At 51.1% G+C, this 16,404-nt stretch carries 18 protein-coding genes and 1 tRNA gene; 4 read left to right on the plus strand and 15 right to left on the minus strand.

What is annotated here, in order from left to right; translation table 11 throughout:
* Positions 1-204: 204 nt before the first annotated feature.
* The 14 genes from AN618_RS10585 to AN618_RS10640 all read right to left on the minus strand — a co-directional run bounded on the left by AN618_RS10585 (position 205) and on the right by AN618_RS10640 (position 10,826).
* The gene (locus AN618_RS10585; protein WP_066354807.1) at positions 205-615 is read right to left on the minus strand and encodes a hypothetical protein; all 411 of its coding nucleotides are present in this window, start codon (positions 613-615) and stop codon (positions 205-207) included.
* Complete coding sequence (locus AN618_RS10590) at positions 612-899, minus strand: PDDEXK family nuclease (RefSeq protein WP_066354809.1); 288 nt, start codon at positions 897-899, stop codon at positions 612-614. Before AN618_RS10590 ends, AN618_RS10585 begins: the two co-directional genes overlap by 4 nt.
* Positions 899-1,696, minus strand: a complete 798-nt coding sequence (locus tag AN618_RS10595) for a hypothetical protein (RefSeq protein ID WP_066354812.1) — start codon at positions 1,694-1,696, stop codon at positions 899-901. The genes AN618_RS10590 and AN618_RS10595 overlap by 1 nt, the downstream gene beginning before the upstream one ends.
* Before the next feature lie 17 nt (positions 1,697-1,713).
* Positions 1,714-2,175 (minus strand): metal-dependent hydrolase, encoded by a 462-nt coding sequence (locus tag AN618_RS10600; protein WP_066354814.1) that lies wholly within the window; start codon positions 2,173-2,175, stop codon positions 1,714-1,716.
* Positions 2,176-2,314: 139 nt separating this feature from the next.
* Positions 2,315-4,225, minus strand: a complete 1,911-nt coding sequence (locus AN618_RS10605; RefSeq protein ID WP_066354817.1) for a VirD4-like conjugal transfer protein, CD1115 family — start codon at positions 4,223-4,225, stop codon at positions 2,315-2,317.
* Positions 4,225-4,386, minus strand: a complete 162-nt coding sequence (locus AN618_RS13170; protein WP_157081716.1) for a hypothetical protein — start codon at positions 4,384-4,386, stop codon at positions 4,225-4,227. The genes AN618_RS10605 and AN618_RS13170 overlap by 1 nt, the downstream gene beginning before the upstream one ends.
* Positions 4,387-4,447: 61 nt before the next feature.
* Positions 4,448-4,603 carry a hypothetical protein gene (locus AN618_RS13175; RefSeq protein WP_157081717.1) on the minus strand — a complete coding sequence of 52 codons (156 nt, stop codon included), beginning with the start codon at positions 4,601-4,603 and terminating at the stop codon, positions 4,448-4,450.
* Positions 4,600-5,019 carry a hypothetical protein gene (locus AN618_RS10610; RefSeq protein ID WP_066354827.1) on the minus strand — a complete coding sequence of 140 codons (420 nt, stop codon included), beginning with the start codon at positions 5,017-5,019 and terminating at the stop codon, positions 4,600-4,602. The genes AN618_RS13175 and AN618_RS10610 overlap by 4 nt, the downstream gene beginning before the upstream one ends.
* On the minus strand, positions 5,009-5,293 hold the full coding sequence (locus AN618_RS10615) for a hypothetical protein (RefSeq protein WP_066354828.1): 285 nt from the start codon (positions 5,291-5,293) through the stop codon (positions 5,009-5,011). The genes AN618_RS10610 and AN618_RS10615 overlap by 11 nt, the downstream gene beginning before the upstream one ends.
* A 146-nt stretch (positions 5,294-5,439) precedes the next feature.
* Entirely contained in the window at positions 5,440-5,592 is a 153-nt protein-coding gene (locus AN618_RS13180) for a hypothetical protein (protein WP_157081718.1), read from the minus strand.
* Between the two features lie 159 nt (positions 5,593-5,751).
* Positions 5,752-6,165 (minus strand): hypothetical protein, encoded by a 414-nt coding sequence (locus AN618_RS10625; protein WP_066354836.1) that lies wholly within the window; start codon positions 6,163-6,165, stop codon positions 5,752-5,754.
* Positions 6,166-6,298: 133 nt separating this feature from the next.
* Entirely contained in the window at positions 6,299-7,324 is a 1,026-nt protein-coding gene (locus tag AN618_RS10630; protein ID WP_066354838.1) for a hypothetical protein, read from the minus strand.
* 7 nt (positions 7,325-7,331) lie between these two features.
* Positions 7,332-9,638 (minus strand): DnaB-like helicase C-terminal domain-containing protein, encoded by a 2,307-nt coding sequence (locus tag AN618_RS10635; protein ID WP_066354840.1) that lies wholly within the window; start codon positions 9,636-9,638, stop codon positions 7,332-7,334.
* A 351-nt stretch (positions 9,639-9,989) separates the two neighbouring features.
* Positions 9,990-10,826: a hypothetical protein gene (locus AN618_RS10640; RefSeq protein WP_066354842.1), complete on the minus strand. Its 837-nt coding sequence runs from the start codon at positions 10,824-10,826 to the stop codon at positions 9,990-9,992.
* A 742-nt stretch (positions 10,827-11,568) separates the two neighbouring features.
* Here AN618_RS10640 and AN618_RS10645 point away from each other — a divergent pair.
* From AN618_RS10645 to AN618_RS10660, 4 genes are all read left to right on the plus strand, one after another.
* Positions 11,569-11,643 (plus strand) — tRNA-Gly (locus AN618_RS10645).
* A 203-nt stretch (positions 11,644-11,846) separates the two neighbouring features.
* A complete protein-coding gene (locus tag AN618_RS10650) occupies positions 11,847-13,514 on the plus strand; it encodes a M1 family metallopeptidase (protein WP_245628500.1) in 1,668 nt (555 codons plus the stop codon).
* Positions 13,423-14,217 (plus strand): DMT family transporter, encoded by a 795-nt coding sequence (locus AN618_RS10655; protein WP_245628501.1) that lies wholly within the window; start codon positions 13,423-13,425, stop codon positions 14,215-14,217. Before AN618_RS10650 ends, AN618_RS10655 begins: the two co-directional genes overlap by 92 nt.
* A gap of 136 nt (positions 14,218-14,353) precedes the next feature.
* Positions 14,354-15,709 carry a peptidoglycan DD-metalloendopeptidase family protein gene (locus AN618_RS10660; protein WP_066354863.1) on the plus strand — a complete coding sequence of 452 codons (1,356 nt, stop codon included), beginning with the start codon at positions 14,354-14,356 and terminating at the stop codon, positions 15,707-15,709.
* Positions 15,710-15,757: 48 nt separating this feature from the next.
* Here AN618_RS10660 and AN618_RS10665 read toward each other — a convergent pair.
* A partial coding sequence (locus tag AN618_RS10665) for a zinc ribbon domain-containing protein (RefSeq protein ID WP_157081719.1) occupies positions 15,758-16,404 on the minus strand: 647 nt, incomplete at its 5' end.

The following is a 16,404-nucleotide window of genomic DNA, read 5'->3' on the forward strand; positions in this document are numbered from 1 at the left end:
GCCTCCCGGAGGGGACCGTCACTTCCGTCCCGACTACTCCAGGTGCCGCTTAAGCGGCCCTTGGAGATACTTGCACAGCCGCTTCCATCCCGTCCCCTAAAGGAGGCGGGTCTTCCCGCGGCGGTTTTATAACCCTGTCCGACAATCACCTCCTTGAAAAGGGTTCTCCGTAAGGCATTTCAAGTGTTTATCCTTGTCGGACGTTTAGGTTCTCTTAACGCATTCAGGAAGAGGCTTTCTTATGAGATCTTCGAAAAAGAACGCATACTGCCCAGTGAATACCCTGTCGCCGTCGACTTCTATCTTGAACGCTTGCCCCCGGGGAAAGACTGCTATCCCATCAATAACCCTGCCTCCCGATTCAAGTAGCCGGGCGCAAAACCAGCTATAACTCAACTGCGATTTCATATCGAAAGCCTTATCCCCTGCCGTCCAAAACTCGACCCCTTCCCGCTGGATCGGGAACGCATATCCGGCCCTTTGCAGGTGTTTAAGGGCTTTCTGCGTTTTTGGCCCGAAAGCAATGATAAGTGCCTCTTCAGTAGAAGGGCCAACTTCCTCCAGAAAAGCAAGGACTTCTGCGGCCCTCTGTGAGGTTATCAGCCCCTTACTCATGAGACCACCTCCTTCTTGATAAATCCTTGCTTATCCACCCATATCCATATCTCTTTTCTTACACCCGAAGGGCAGGGGAGGGAGGCGAGGAGCTCTTTGGCGTCTTTTGTGGCCCTCTTCTTCTTGCCCCGCTTCACCTGCACCACAACAATTTCTTTTTCACTGAACGCCACCACATCGAAGGGCCCTTTGCTCCCCGCCGTGCGGAAGGCTTGAAAACCCCGTCTCCGCAGCTCCTCTATCGCTTTATATTCCGCCTTCCTGCCGCGTCCATAGTTCGTCATCAACTAACCCTCCTAACAATCCTGAACCGCAGTTTTTTCGCCGAAGGGTCGAACGTTGCAACGACGGCAATTACCCTGTCGCCACGTTCCAATGAACCCTTGACCGGCACAGGGGCTATACCCAGCAGGCCGGGGGTAAGCTCGGGCTCCAGCCAAACTATGCCGTCCTTGATTTTATAGACTATAGCTGAAACAAATTGCCCTCGCTTGTAATCTGCGTGCTCCCAGGGGTCAGGCAGTACCACCTCGCCGGTCGCCTTCCCTTCATCTACGCTAACGATTCTCACTTCTACCTGCTGCCCCGGCGAATACTGCTGATAGACCGGCAATGAGAGAAATTTTCGTGCTTTCTCTTTCGGTATTTCGACAAGCGCATCATCAGCAATTACCAACAAAGTCCCTCCCGGTGCTGTAGTTAACACCGTGCCCTCTAATATGTCACCAGTTTTCAGTTTTTGGGCGGCTTCTTCAAATACTTCTCTCACCGAGCAAGCTGCGAGCTTGTTCGCCCTGTCGATACCTTTAACTTTTACCTTGAGCTTTTGTCCCACCAGCCTTGACATCACCCTTGCATCCACCCCCGCTTCGGAAGCAGGCACAAGGCCCTTCACGCCGTCAAGGTTAGGGAAGGACAAAATCCATGTAGGCCCGTCAACCATGAAGTCGAGTGCGGCTATCGTGGCCGGTATAGACTCTCTTGTGAGCCTTGCTTGGAAGAGATATTCCATGACGTCCACGTTGTTTTTCACCCCTTTCTTCCAGTTTCTGTAATAATCCAAATAGAACACCTCTCCCATAGTGCTCCCTCCCTCTTTTAGATTGAGATTGATAAGATTTTGATTAACATGAACACTGCAAGCGCCGATATCACCCCCTCGGTCAGGATATTGCCGGTTGTAAAGGGCCCTCTGGGATGGAATGGGAGCGGCGGTATCGGCGTAGTGCCGGACCTTGTGAGAGAGTCAAGCATTATGTGACTGAAGCTCCCCAAAAACAATATCCAGAAGAAGCCTAAATTACTGAACAGTGCTGCCAGGGCCAGCGACGTCACGAGGCAAAACCAGATGGTGTGAGTTATGCTCCTATGCCCGCTAATAGCCTCCAGCACAACCGCAACCGGCCTCACCAGCTTTCCGACGATGCTCCCAGGGTGATCCACATCGGGCAGTAGGGCCGCAAACCCTCCAAGCGCCGCCCCTTCAAGGATATTGCCGGTCTTCATTCCCACCGTCGCCCCGACCACGGCCCCCGTGAGAAAGTGAGTGCTCCCCATCATAGAAAACCACCTCCCTCAAACAAGAATTTGCCCCTCAGACGCACAAAATTGGCTTTTAAACAGGGTTTTCAAGGTAGGGGGATATAATGATATCCCCCTACTTCAAAAAGTGCCCTTAAAAGCCAATTTTGAGGGCGTTTCAGAACAGCTCTTCAGCAGCTTCCATGTCTATGTCAAGCCCGTTTTCCTCAATCTCGACCGGCGGTTTAGGCAGCTCGATAGGCTCTTCATCACGGGCCGGGAATATCTCTGCAAGCGACTTCGCAGCAAGGGCTTGAATTTCTTTTGCTTGCTTAAGCTCTGTCCACCCCACCTTCTTGAAATATATCGGCAGCGCCCATCTCACCAGCGCAACGCCGTGAAGGGGGTCCATGCCCGCAAGTTCCTCGGGCATCATTAAGGGGCGTTTCGTCACTGATTCGGTTATCCTCCTGTCTTTCGTATATCGGTTCCACGGCAATGATACATCCTGCCGCTCCGATACCGCATAGACCGCAGCTTCGCCTAATCTCTGAGAGAAGTATTTTGTCGTCGTTGCATCGTCCCCACCTAGAAAGACTTGTATCGGGCAGTTCGATAATATCGCTTCAGCCTCAGCAGCTCCGTATACGTCCTGTAATTGTTTTAACCCTTGCAAGACGAACTGTATCCTAATCCCAAGAGACCGGGCGGTGCTGATAACCTCCACAAATCCCGGTATCTGGCCGACGTTGGTAAATTCATCCAGCAAGAACCTCACCGGGTTCGGCAGCCTACCACCATTCTCAGCAGCAAGGGCATAAAGTCTTCTGAAGAAGAAGTAGTAAAACGTCGCCAATACCGGCTTCAAATGGCCGCTCCCTATCGGCAATATGCAAAACAACGCCGCTTTCTCCCTGCCAAGGGCCGAGAGGTCTATCTCGTGCTTCGACAATAACCGCGCAATTGAAGCTGCCCTTACCACGCCTAATTTCGCCGTCAACCCCGATACTGCGTTCTGGTAGTTCTCACTGACAGCCCCCCGCCACTCTTCCCAGCCTTCAACCGGCAGCTTTCCGGTTTGATATGCTTTCGTGAAACGCTCGTTTAAAATTTCAATCGGCCAGGATAGCAGGCTCAAAGCACTCCGAAGGTGGGCCTGCTCCGGCGGGAAGTCGGCTTTGAGAAGATAGATGAGTGCTTTTAAGAGCTGAATCTCTTTCATAACAAAGTAGCCAGACTTGTCTTTTGCAGCATTCTGCACTATCGCAGTAGCAAAAGCCGTGATTTCTTCGTCATCCCGTGCCTCAAGAACGGGGTTCCAAAACGACGACCATTGGGGATGCGCAAGGTTGAAAACATACACTTTATAACCTCTTGATTGCAGCCACGGCCCTAAAATACAAGTCAGCTCTCCCTTCGGGTCGGTCACTACAATGCTTTCCCCCTCCATCGCAGCGCAAACCATATTCGGAATCACGAACGAAAACGTCTTACCAGCACCCGTGCCTGCCACAACCGCCGCATGCTGCGGTAAAGGGGGCTTGCATTTGTCCGGGTAAAGCCGGACTATCCTGCCATTCAACCTCCCAATCAGTGTTCCGCCCCCGAACCTCCCCTCCTTCGGCGGCCCAAACTCCGCCACATGGGCCAGGTCCGCATCCCCGGCCCACCTGCGTGTGCCCTTCGCAGCATTCCGAGCCACCGGCAGGCCGTGGACGTGGCGGGAATCGTGCTTCGATGAACTGAGGGCAAGTGAACTGAGTAAAAGCCCGATAAAAGCACCGATTAGCAAGCCATAACGCACCCATAAAGCCGATAGAGGCGCTTTCGAAAACGTAAGAACGTCCGTTAATTTTAATTGCTCTTGAGCCATTGATTTACCGAATAGCCCTATAACGGAAACATAAGCATTGAATAGATAGTAACCTGCAAGCCCGAACAAAACCGCGAAGACGAGAGGAAGAAAGGCTTTATCCCTCTGCCTATATCCCGCAACGATAGCAGCTCCAGCCACAATCGCTGCAACGGGATATTGCTTTACCATCACTGCCGCCACAATCGCAGCAACAATAACGACAAGATAGGTCATCACTCCCTCCCCCTTTCGAATAACCTCCTAAGGTGTCGATTAATCCTCTCTGCGCCCTTCATCACCGCCTTGAATACCAGCCCCCAAAACCATACGCTTATTCTGAAAGCTAACTCAAATAACTTCAAAGTAAGTTCCATCATCGCTTCAAAACTTTGCACTTCAGTTCCCTCCTTTCGTGTCTTCACTGCAAAGACAATCTAGAGGCTTTGTCTGCGGGTCTCATGGAAAAGCCTTCTTCACAATCAACGCCAGCCCGATAAACAGGAACATGAAAGCTGCTGCAACCCCGAAGAGCTCTCTCACAAATTCGAAATGTAGCATGTAACCGAGAGCAAGCATGAACGCGAGAAGAAACACGATAGCCAGCTTCTTCATCTCTCCCTCTCCCTCCCTTGTTTCGGTTTACGAAGCTTTAAACGGAGGACTTCGAAATCCTCCACATCGGGCCTAAAGCGCTTTGCCTTCAACGTCTCCCTATCACGCGCAAGGGCCTTTATGATGAGCCAAATCCTGCCGCTCTTCCGATACCCCGCCGCCCAGTCCAAAAGGACGCCGTGCCGGGCCTCAAGGATGCGGGCTGCTTCGCGGGCGGCCTGCACCCAGTCCTCCGGGTAAGGGTAGTCAATTATCAACAAATAGGCGTTCACGAAACGAGGGCCCGGGTGAAAACCATCTTTAGCAAACACTGAAGGACGTAAATCCGTTGTATACCTGTCCACCAAACGCCGCAAAGAACGCGCGACGTTGTAAATCTTTTTCGGATTCCTCAACGGCACGCCCTTAACCATCATTTCCACTCATCCTCATATCCACAAGAGCTTCGGCTAACATGCGTTTTTCGAATTCTCTAGCCTTTTCTTCGTCTTTCGCAACCGCCCTGCATATCGCCTTCAAGGCCGCCCTCGCAAAAGCCTCCGCCTTCTCTCCCTCAACCGCCTTTTGGACAGCCTCCTCCACGATGGCAGTAACCGTCGTATGCCTTAACCCCGCCTCACGCCTGAGCCACCTAGCCATGTCGGTGGGGAGGCGAAGGCTTAACCTCTCCCGACTTTGCCTCCGTGGCATCAAAATCCCTCCTTTTGTTTTTTTTTGTCTTTTTTTATTCCAGTCCCCCGGAGGGCGCCGGGGCGCCCTCTTAAGAGGCTATCTCCCTAACCCTTTTTAGGACGTATGCTACTGCGTTGCAGTAAAACTTCTTGCGCTAAGTGTGACTAGTATCGCACGTTGTTCAGCGTGTAATTGAGCACGTAGAACGCACGATTGAACATCTTTGTCGCTTCGATAGTAGCTACCCTGCCGATGAAGTACAACATGGCAAACAGAGCGAGATTGCCTAACAGCGAACCGAGAAGTCTTCCGAGCACGACACTCGCAACAATGTTGATTGCAAATGCTATCGCCACCGCAACGACCAGAAGCACGAGTAGAGTTTCGAAACTTTGATGCCCTTGAGAGAGTAATCCGTTAAGCATGTATTCAAAAGCCGACATAGATGCTCCCCTCCCTTCAGGGTTATCTTTGGTTTATTTTATGACGTTCAAGACAACGCTTTTATTAAACGGCCGCGCAAATGGAAGCTTCGCCATTCGAGCCTTTAGTGCATCTATTTTTGCCTCTAGCGCAACGTCCCTTGTGACTTTGTAGCCCCTCTCCGTAGCAAAGCTGATGAACGGTGCATATATCAAACCGTCTTCACCACCGAGAAGCTGATCCCTCGCAGGCAGCGGCAGCGCATCCTTTCGCAGCACCCTTATTACGGCCGTTAAAGGGATATAGACTTCATCATTCACGACGTAGCCGCGAGTGCTTATAGTGCCTATAGTGCCCCTATCGCCACGAATCAGGACATCTACGCGCTGGATAACCGGGTCGGCAAAGGCAACCCCCAGGGTCATTAGAATCGCAACAGCAATAGTAAGAGAAATGAGCTTTTTCATGAGACATCCTCCTCCTTTAATTTTTTGCCCGGGATTAACCCCCTTCCCCCTCGGCCCCCGGGCGCACCGAAGGGGAAGGTTGTAGAGGGACTTTGCGGACAATCACCTCCTTCTTGTTCACAATAGAGAGGCATCACCTCCTTACATATACCGCCCGGCCGTCCCAGTAGACCACAAGGCCCAACTGGGTAGCGGCCCTCCGAAGCGGGACATAAATTGTGTCTTTAATTGCATAGCTTTCCGGATAAATGCGTGGCAAGACGGCAAGCAGTTCATCACTGCTGAAGCCTAACTCACGAAAAAACTGCAACGGCACATAGACTTTCCCAAAAACCACCTCCCTTCCCTGAGCCTCTACCACTCCCTCGGCCGTGTAGGCATATACAGAGGTAGTTGCATCCCCGAGCACACGGTCGAACCACTTGAGGACCTCAGGGCTGCCGGTGCCGGGGATGTGGATGTACCTGTTAAGCCCAAGCTTACAGGCCACCCAATAAGCGAAGTCCTCGGCAAAGTATTCCGCTGCACGTTGGTCCCAATCCAACTTCGTTTGTGCTGATGCAGTAAGCCCGACGTTTTTGGGATAGCCCCGCAAACGCAGGTATTCTCTCCCAAGTAAGTTGATGTGACTGAAATCGTACCCTTCGGTGTTAAGCAGTGCATCGCAGACAGCGTGCCCAAGCTCGTGAAGCAGTGCATATGACGCAGAAACGCGCTGCCCAGCAAGGTAGATAAGATTTGGCGAGAAGTAAACTCCCGACGTGGATGAGGCGGTGCTGGTCCGGAATGCATAAAGCGGTAAAATCAAAATACGTTGTTTAGGGATGAGGTAGACGAGCGCAGGGATGGTTTGTTCGAGCTTCTCTAATGCAGTGAATATTTCTGTATCGCGCACCCATTGCTCAGCGCCAGCCCCCCAGCCCGAGGCCCAGTTTATAACGCCCTGACCAGAGTGCGTATACACGGCCTTGAGCGGCCAGATCTTGAGATTGTATTTTGCCTGGAAGGTTTGAGCCTGCTGCACCGCATCCGCACCCGTGTAGACAATCGCTAACTTTGTCTCGAGCACCTCAGCCCTCGCCTGGGGCGGCACGGCGGCAAGGGTAAAGGCAAGTACAAGTGTAAGGGCAAGGGCCTTGCGAAGAATGGACGGACGCACGTTCTTTTCACCTCCTTCCGTTTTTCTTCAGGTTGATGACGTTTTCTTCCAATGGCAGCTCCAGCACCAGCGGCCCCGGCGTGGTCGGAAGCTCTTCAATCCGCCCCGTAGCAGGGTCGAACCCCAGCGGAATGGTTTTACCGACGTTACCGTGCCATCTATTTTTCAATACCGAAACTTCAAGCAACGTTTTACCCCAGCTAGCGGCTAAAGCAAGAGCCGAATCCGCTTCAGGACTGTCGCCGTCTGGGGTCCAATACCACCCGTCTGACGGGGCCGCCGGAGTCGCCCCCGCAGCAACCTTCGCCGCCGCCATCGTCGAGTTCCATAGCCCGAGCACGGTAGTAGCGTAGTGCTCTATTCCGCCCGATTCCCTCAAGTCGGTTAGTTTCGGTCTTTCCTTATACTGGAAATTATTTCTAGATAGCTGCGCCGCCGCCACGACAGGAAATCCAAGTTCGGTCCCAAGCCGGTGTAGCGCCTGCGCAATTGCGGTCACTTCCTGTTCTCTTGTTGCATACTTCCCATCGTTTTTGCTCGGGGGGAGGAGCTGCTGTAGGTAGTCAACCATTATTGCTATAATTTTATGATGTTTCGCAACCGCTCTCACTTGCATGGCAAGCTCGTCAACAGTGAGGGGTTCGTCAGTGACATATAACTTCTCGTTTACCAAAGCCATTAGTTGCCTTGTACCTTCCCAAACATCAGCATCCATTGCGCCCTTGTTTAATTGAATCAATACCTCAGAAACACTTTTGTTCACTAGGATGGAAAGCATACGTGCAAGCATGATCTGCCTCACGACCTCACCAGACCAGAAGACTACAACGCCGGCGGCTTGAAGTAAATACAATGCTAGGTTATACAGAAATGTGCTCTTCCCCGCTGAAACCGCTGCGCCGACAACGGTCAAGCCAGGCATAAGTCTGACAAACCTAGTCAGCGCGGGCCAAGGCAACTCAATTCCTGAAGGGACTGACGCTAGCACCGCTTTTAAATCTTCCTCGTTGTCAAATTTTACCGGTTCTAATGTCCCCGTAGCGTCTGTTATAATTAAATTATTCAGCGCTTCAACTGCTTTCTCTACGTTCCCTCTCGCCAGCTCTGCCTGGGCCTGGCGGATTGCTTCTTCTCTAGTTTGCTCCCTGCGAATTCGGTCTATCTCTTCGGCTAGAGACGCAACCGAAATGCCAGCCCTTTTCGCAAGCTCCGCCCTGAACTCCGCCGCCAAAATCGGGTTGAGCTTGGCGGCTAGGTCCACCGCCCTCATCAGGGCACGGTCCTTTTCAACCGGGCTCCCCACCCCGGAAAACCACCGCCAGACCAGCCATTTGTGGCCGGGGACGGCATGCCGAAATGCCGCCTGCACCGTCTCAGGGCCAGCACTGCGCAGAAGTTCGTCCGGATCCTTCGCCCCCGCCAGGTCCGCTACATACGTGCGGACCCCCCGGATGGCCAGTTCCTGTACCAGCTTCTCTGTCCCAGCCTGACCGGCCTCATCGCCATCCAAACCTAATATAAGCTGCTTATACCCCGCCAGGGTTTGGATTTGGGCCGGAGAAGCCAGAGCCCCACCAAGCCCGATAACGCCTTCCACCCCGGCAGCAGCAAGAGCCTCTACGTCCAGTATGCCTTCCACTACCACCGGCACCACACCCGGGCGCAGGCGGTGCTGGCCGAAAAGGATTTCCGAACGATTTAGCCCTTTCGAATACATGTATTTCGGCTTTGTATTGTCCGGCCGCCGCCCCACGAAGCCGATTATCCGCCCTCCTGGCACCCGGATCGGGATTAAGAGACGGTACTCCTTACGGGGTAGGGGTAGATTCCCGGGCGCAAGCCTAGTACCTGAGTGGACGCCCACGTCCATGCGGCGGATAAGGTCATCGGTGTACCCCCTAGACCGGAGGTACCCCAGGACATCTTCGCCCTCCTTCGCCCACAATGCGGCCCTGCGCCCCTCCCACCACTCTTCCAGTTTTTCCCGAGCCCTGACCGCCGTGGTAAATTTCTCTTCCCGCCACGCCTCCGGCATCGGAACGCCCGACAGCCGGGACAATTCCTTAATCACCGCCATGCCTTTCAACCCACGATTTTCCAACTCTTTCCACCAAGTGGTGAAGTGGCCACAAGCGAAACATTTCCCCCATGGTCGCCCAATCGGCATCCAGAAACTGGGATGGCGGTCGTCGTGGTTCGGGCAGCAAGCCACATAGCCGTTGCCGGCTCGTCTAAACCCTCGCAAGTGCCCGAAAAAGACTGCATGGTCCAGCCTTGTGTACACTTTATCCAACCACCTACCCAATTCGTCCATTTCCCTTTCCTCCTTTCTTTCTTTGTTTTCTTTCGCCAAGTGGTGTCGTGACTGACTTTCCTTTCCGGTTAGGCAGGGCCTTTGGGAAAGGGTAGGGGTATCACGACCGCTTGGCGAATGTGAAAGTAGGGGGGGGTATAGCCTCGCAGCCCTCTTTGAGAGGGCTGCGAGGCTATATATCTATAAAGTCTATAAAGTCTATATAAGGCCTTCGGTGCCCGCAAACCCAGTCCTGATGCGGGTTTGCGGGTTCGGGGTATGTCCGTTTAGGTCCCACTTTTGGTCCGTTTAGGTCCCACTTTTGGTCCGTTTAGGTCCCACTTTTTGGTCCGTTTAGGTCCCACTTTATTGTTATACCCCTTGGGGGTATAGCCATATGTGGTATTTGTCACCCTGTTTTTCCCATTTTTTTACAAACACACCCTGGAGGGCGGTGAGGCATTTTTGTATCGTTTTGCTTGCCTTGTCCCTGCGGGTTGTTATCCCCGCTATTCCCCGCAATTTACTCGCAGATATGGTGACGTATTCTAGCGGTTGCAGGGAAGCAAGGTAAAACACTATGTTTTTTGCCGCCACCCTACAGCGCGCCGGGGCCCTCCGGGCGGCCTGGATCGCAGCCAATGGGATATGAATCACGAACCCATTTCGCAGTGCCGAGGCGAATTCGGGGGATAGCTGTATCAATATTGGCTGCGAGTTCGCCGGGATAGCTCTGCCATCCCGGACCTGGATTCGTGTCCAGGAATCCAGGAATCCGTATATTTCCGTTCGTTCATACCAGATTTTTCCTTTCTGTATTTTTCTTCGTGTGTTGCGGATGGTTAGCAGGCGGGCCAGTGTCAGGGCGTCTTCAATTTTCCCTGCGAGGTCCCCCTTCCACTGTAGGCCGAGGGTTGCTGCGATTTCTCTTGCAGTTGTTTTGATTTTCCCGTCAGGTGGGCAACCTTGCTGGAGGTATATGTGCCCAACCGCTAGAATGACGTCTCGTGTAAAGGGTAACTCCATGAGGGTATCTGTGAACTCCCTGGGCAGTAGGAACACCCGTGTTTCCCCTTCCCATCGCCATTCAACCACCTTTTTTGTTTCACCCGTTTTTACGCGTGCAGTTTTCTCAATCCCCGAAGTGGGAATTTGCGCCAGTTTTATGTCTCTGGCAACGTTTCTTTCTGTGTTAAGAAATTTTTTCATTCCCATCCCTCCTTTGGCTTGGCGGGGAACAAAAGTCTGGATGGGGAGCCTTATAGTAACGATGGAAGAACGGGCGAACAAAAGCAAAAGGGGGGCAGGGTAGTTCGTGCTTTTTGTTCCTATCCTAGCCCACCACATCCCGTGCAGCGGGCACTACACGAACAACCCTGCCCCCCCGAAGGGGCGCGGGACGCTCACCGTCCCGCATTAAAAAACACAAAAGGACAGCTCTGAAAGCGACAATTCTAAATTTTCGCTTTGAGACTGCCCTTCTATAGGCGCACAAAAGTGCGCATTATTTCCTTTTTTGAAATCTTGCCCTCGGCCGGGCAAGAACACTCGTAGTTTTTTCAATCTCCGCAGCCCGAAAGCCCCGAAAGCTGCGAAGATACTCCTGTTTTTCCCTGTCCTCCTCCGGTCATGCCGGTGGAGGAAAACACCAATACTTACCCCTTACTTTCACTTACTTTGACCTTCTATTTTTAAAATATCCAAAAATGTCATCCGTGTCAAGTCCTTTACCCCAAAATTTTATATTTGTTTTGGCCCGCATTTTATCTTGCACCTCCGCCGCCGCCTCGGCACATTGTGCCGAGGTAACTTCGGACACCGTGTCCGAAGTGCAGCAGTGCGGCAGGATTTTAATGTATTACGTCGAATATATCCTTTGAGGGCGAGTCCGAAGTCTCTAAAGAAGGTGAAAAAATCGCCCCCTGAAAGCTAGAAAAATCAAGGGTTGCGGGCGGAAGTAGCTCAGGGGTAGAGCATCGGCTTCCCAAGCCGAGTGCCGCGGGTTCGAATCCCGTCTTCCGCTCCAATTTTATTTTGTAAAGGAAAACTCCGGTAGTTTCGGCCGGAGTTTTTTTGTTTTTTACTTTTTTTGTTGTATACACCTGTGGATAATCCTGTGGATTGTGTGTACATCCTGGCAGCAAATTAAAAATTTTGGTAGAATAATGGGAGAATATTCAGCAGCCGCTCGAAAATATAATTATTAGTAAAATCCAGAAAACCGGGGCGATGAAAGTGAATAAAAGGAGATTATTGATTTATTCTGCTCTTATTTTTGTTACAGCTTTTGCAATAGTTTACGGCTTTATTCGGAGAGATTTGGAATTTAAATACTATTACGATTCCAGAGTTGAAAAGGTCATAAAAACCGCCCCACGATATGTTATCGATGCGACGTTTGACCCTAAAAAAGAAATGGTCTTCGCAGTCCAAACCGTTGTATTTCAAAACCGCACCCCGAATGAACTTTCAGAAATTATTTTTCACATTTATCCAGAGGCTTTTAAATCCCTAAAGACCGCTCCATTTCCCACGGAAGAGCTGAAATACGCTTACCCAGAGGGGTTTTCGGAAGGGTTCATAAATATTACCAATGTAACTAGCAAAGAGAGGAAACTGAATTTCAAAAAAGAAGGTACGCTCCTCAAGGTAAACGTTCCAGAACCGCTGAAACCCGGTGAAGAGATTGAAATAAAAATAGAATTTCAAGAAAAAGTGCCCTTTTCTCTAGGGAGGTTCGGACACGGCAAAAACACCTACAATTTCGGGAATTGGTATCCTATACTGAGCGTCTATGACGAAAACGGATGGAAGTTAGACCCTTATTATTCAATAGGAGACCCATTTTACAGCGATACAGCAAGCTTTAAAGTAAGCATAACTGCTCCGGACGGCTTTACAATAGCCGCCACCGGAAAACCGGTAAAAAAGATTATTAAAAGTGGCAGCACCACGTGGGTCTTTGAAGCCGAACTGGTTAGGGATTTTGCCTGGGTCGCGGGCTCCGATCTAAAGGCGATTTCGGGAAAGGTTGACGGAACGAAAATCAATGTCTACTATTTTGGCAACGATGAGGATGCGGCAAAAAAAGCATTGGAATACGGAAAGCAGGCCCTCAGGTTTTTCAATCGATATTTCGGACCCTACCCCTACGATGAATATTCCATAGTTATGTCCGACTTTTACATGGGAGGCATGGAATATCCGAACTTGGTGCTCATAGACCATCATATGCTGGACGACGAGGTGCTTTTGGAATATGTGATTGTCCACGAGACCGCCCACCAGTGGTGGTACGGTCTGGTGGGGAATAACCAGGTAAAAGAGCCCTGGTTGGACGAGGCGATGACGGAGTACTCCACGGTCCTCTATTATGAGGGGGTTTACGGCATGGCCAAAGGAATGGAGGTATATCAGGACTTTATACTGTACCCCTACCGATTTTTCGAATTGGGCAACAGCTCAGGTCCGATACTCAGGCCGGTTTCTCAGTTTAAAAGCTGGGGCGAGTACGACGCTACTGTCTACAAAAAGGGAGCTATAATGCTTAAGGAGCTGGAAAGCCGCATTGGGAAAAGTAAAATGCGCGAAGCATTGAGGTTTTACCTTAAACAGAATGTTTTTGGCAACGCCACCACCGACGATTTCGTAAATGCCGTAAGCGGCACGATGGGAACGGATTTTGGAGAGGTGATTTACGAAATGCTCAAGAAACCCGGAAGGATGGGAGTGGACGGTGTTGAAGGAAGAAACAAAAGGACTTATTCTTTCCGCTTTGGGAACACTGTTTTTCAGTACAAGCCCGATACTCACCAGGTTTGCCGAGGGACTGCCGGTGGCGGAAATAGCCTTTTTCAGGATGCTCATTGGCAGTTTTTTTATATTTATCGCGGCTAAAGCCGTAAAGGTCGACCTTTCGATTAACAAAAGAGAGCTTGCTAGATTTCTGCTGTACGGCCTCGTAACTTCGTTTCACTTTTTCTTTTATATAGGTTCGGTGCTTTACACTACTATAGCCCATTCCCTGAGTCTGGTTTATACCGCCCCGATTATGATTACGGTGCTGACGTCATTTTTATTGAAAGAAAAAATCCCGAGGTACAAGTACATAGGTATATTTTTGGTGATTTTGGGAATTATTATCCTGACGGGATTTGAAGTAAAGCTCACGCCGCGAATGATTTTGGGGGACGTAATGGCGCTCTTATCTGCTCTCGCCCTTGCAATATATTCGGTGGTGGGCCGAAGCGAGAGGAAAAACTTCCCCCTTTTGAAATACGTGTTCTGGGTGTACTTTACTTCTGCCTTATTTTTGCTGGTATGGGCTTTGCCTTCGTTTACGATGCCTTCCTCCTGGACTAGCTGGCTTGTACTCGTGCTTCTCGGTTTGCTGCCCACCACGTTAGGGCACACGCTGTACAATGCGGGTATCAGGTACATCCACCCGACATACGCCAATTTAATCTCGACGCAGGAAGTAACCGGCGGGGTACTTCTGGGGGCCATAATTTTCGGTGAGGTTCCCGGCATGTCTACGGTAGCGGGCATTTTGGTCATGCTTGTGGGATTAGGAGTGGTTTTGCTAGAAAATACCAAATGAAAAATTGAGGGAAAGTAGAAGGAAAAATAAAAAATTCGTAGAATAGAATTAGAGTATGTTACAATTTTATTACAAAGGAGTTACAATTTGATAAAATTTATAATATTGAAAAAATAACCAGGAAAGGAGTGGGGGGATGAATTTACCGGACCTGAAAGGCCTGAAGGACAAAAGACTTCTGGCCACTGCCGGTGCCCTGGCTGCAGTAGTTTTGATAATCTTGTTTACTACGTTGAATGCGAGGGTCTACGCGGTAAGCGTCGACGGCAGATTTTTGGGTAATGTCAAGAACAAGAAGATTGTGGAAAGGGCAAGGCAAAAGCTAATCGAAAAATACAGGGAAAAATTAGGCTCAGAAATCCAGTTGGTTCAGGACATAAAAGTGAGTATTGGGGAACCGGCAAAGGACGGTTTGCTCGACGAGGACGAGCTTTTGAGGAAGCTGGAAGAATCGATTGCGATAGAGGTCAAGGCGGTTGTCGTAAAGATAAATGACGCCGAAGTGCTCGCAGTCAAGGACAAAAGCACAGCTGAATCGGTCCTGCAGGCCGTAAAAGACCATTACATCAGCGGGGCGCCGGGAGAATTGGTCCGGGTGGAAGTCCCCGATAGAATCAAACTGGTAGAAAAATTTGTCAAGGCAAACGAAGTCCTCTCGCCCGATGAAGCGAAAAATTTAATTTTGAAAGGTACCCTTGAAACGAAGACCCACACCGTCCGTGAAGGGGAAACGCTTTGGGATATAGCCAAAAAGAATAATATTCCTCTTGCAGAGTTAATTGAGGCCAATTCCCAGCTAAAATCAGCTGACAAGCTTTCGCCGGGAGATGTAGTCTACCTTCAGGAGATAAAACCGCTGCTTAACGTGACCGTTGTAAAAAAGGTCACAAGGCAAGAAACCATACCTTATGAAACCAAAGTAGTAAAGGACAATTCAATTTTGCAGGGGAAAAGGGTTGTAAAGCAGGAAGGCCAAAACGGGTTGAAGCAGGTTTCGGCGGAAGTGGTGTACAAAAACGGCGTAAGGATGTCCGAGAAGACTTTAGAGGAAAAGGTCATGAAGGAACCCGTCGCCAGGATAGTCGCCCAGGGGACGAAGACGGATGTTACATACCGCGGAAGCGGAAGGTTTTACTGGCCGGTGAGCGGCAGGATAACATCCCGCTTTGGAAATAGGGGAGGCGAATTCCATACAGGGGTTGATATAGCCAACGCTACCGGCACGCTTGTGAGGGCTGCCAATGCGGGAATCGTGACCTTCGCCGGCAGAAGCGGTGGATACGGAAAACTGGTGATAGTAAATCATGGAGGCGGATTCGAAACCTATTATGCCCACCTGAGCACCATAAATGTTTCGGTGGGCCAGAAGGTGTCCAAGGGGCAGGTTATAGGTAGTGTCGGCACGACAGGAAGGACTACGGGTCCGCATCTTCACTTTGAAGTAAGAGTTAACGGCACTCCCAAAAATCCGCTGCTCTATCTGGGAAACTAGGTTGACTTCCTCCCGCCCCCTAAAGGAGGCGGGATTCCTTCAGGCGACTCAGGTCGCCAACCGGCTACCGCTCGCCGCATGCAGCGTACCGGCGGTAGATTCGAAGCAGCTTACCCACCGGTGGTAGTTCCACCGGAGGGCAAGCGGCTTCAGGGGCGTGGCCTCCGCCCCGTGCCCCTTCGAGGAGCCCAAAAGCAGTATGTTTAAGGCCGCGTTGGCGTCGGCGTGCCAGACGCAGCCGCATCTTTCGCACACCGCCTTGTGCCGGACCAAACGCCTGATGGGAGAGCCACAAACGGCGCACTTCGAAGACGTGCCGCCTGGTTCGATGGGAACGACTTTTATCCCAGCTCGGGCACAGGCGGCCTCGACAAGATTCCTCAACATCCTGAAGGCCCAGAAGTTGTGCACCAAAATGTTTTTCGGCCCGAAGTCCATGTCCTCCCGGATGCCGGTCAGATCTTTGATGAAAAGCGTGGTCACGTGGTGTTGCTTGAGGATACATGCGATTTCCGCGGCCAGAGCGATAAAGGCGTGTTTGAGCCTGCAGGTACGTGTCCGGTAGAGCTTCCGGAGTTGCCGGGAGGTTTTTCGCCCAGCCCGGGCAAGCCTTGCCTGCTCTTCAGCGATTCGCTTCGTCCAGTACAGGAAGTCTTTCCAAACTTTGCGACCGGACAAGAGAATCTGGCGGCTTA

The sequence above is a fragment of the Fervidicola ferrireducens genome, from assembly GCF_001562425.1.
Lineage (GTDB): Bacteria > Bacillota > Thermosediminibacteria > Thermosediminibacterales > Thermosediminibacteraceae > Fervidicola > Fervidicola ferrireducens.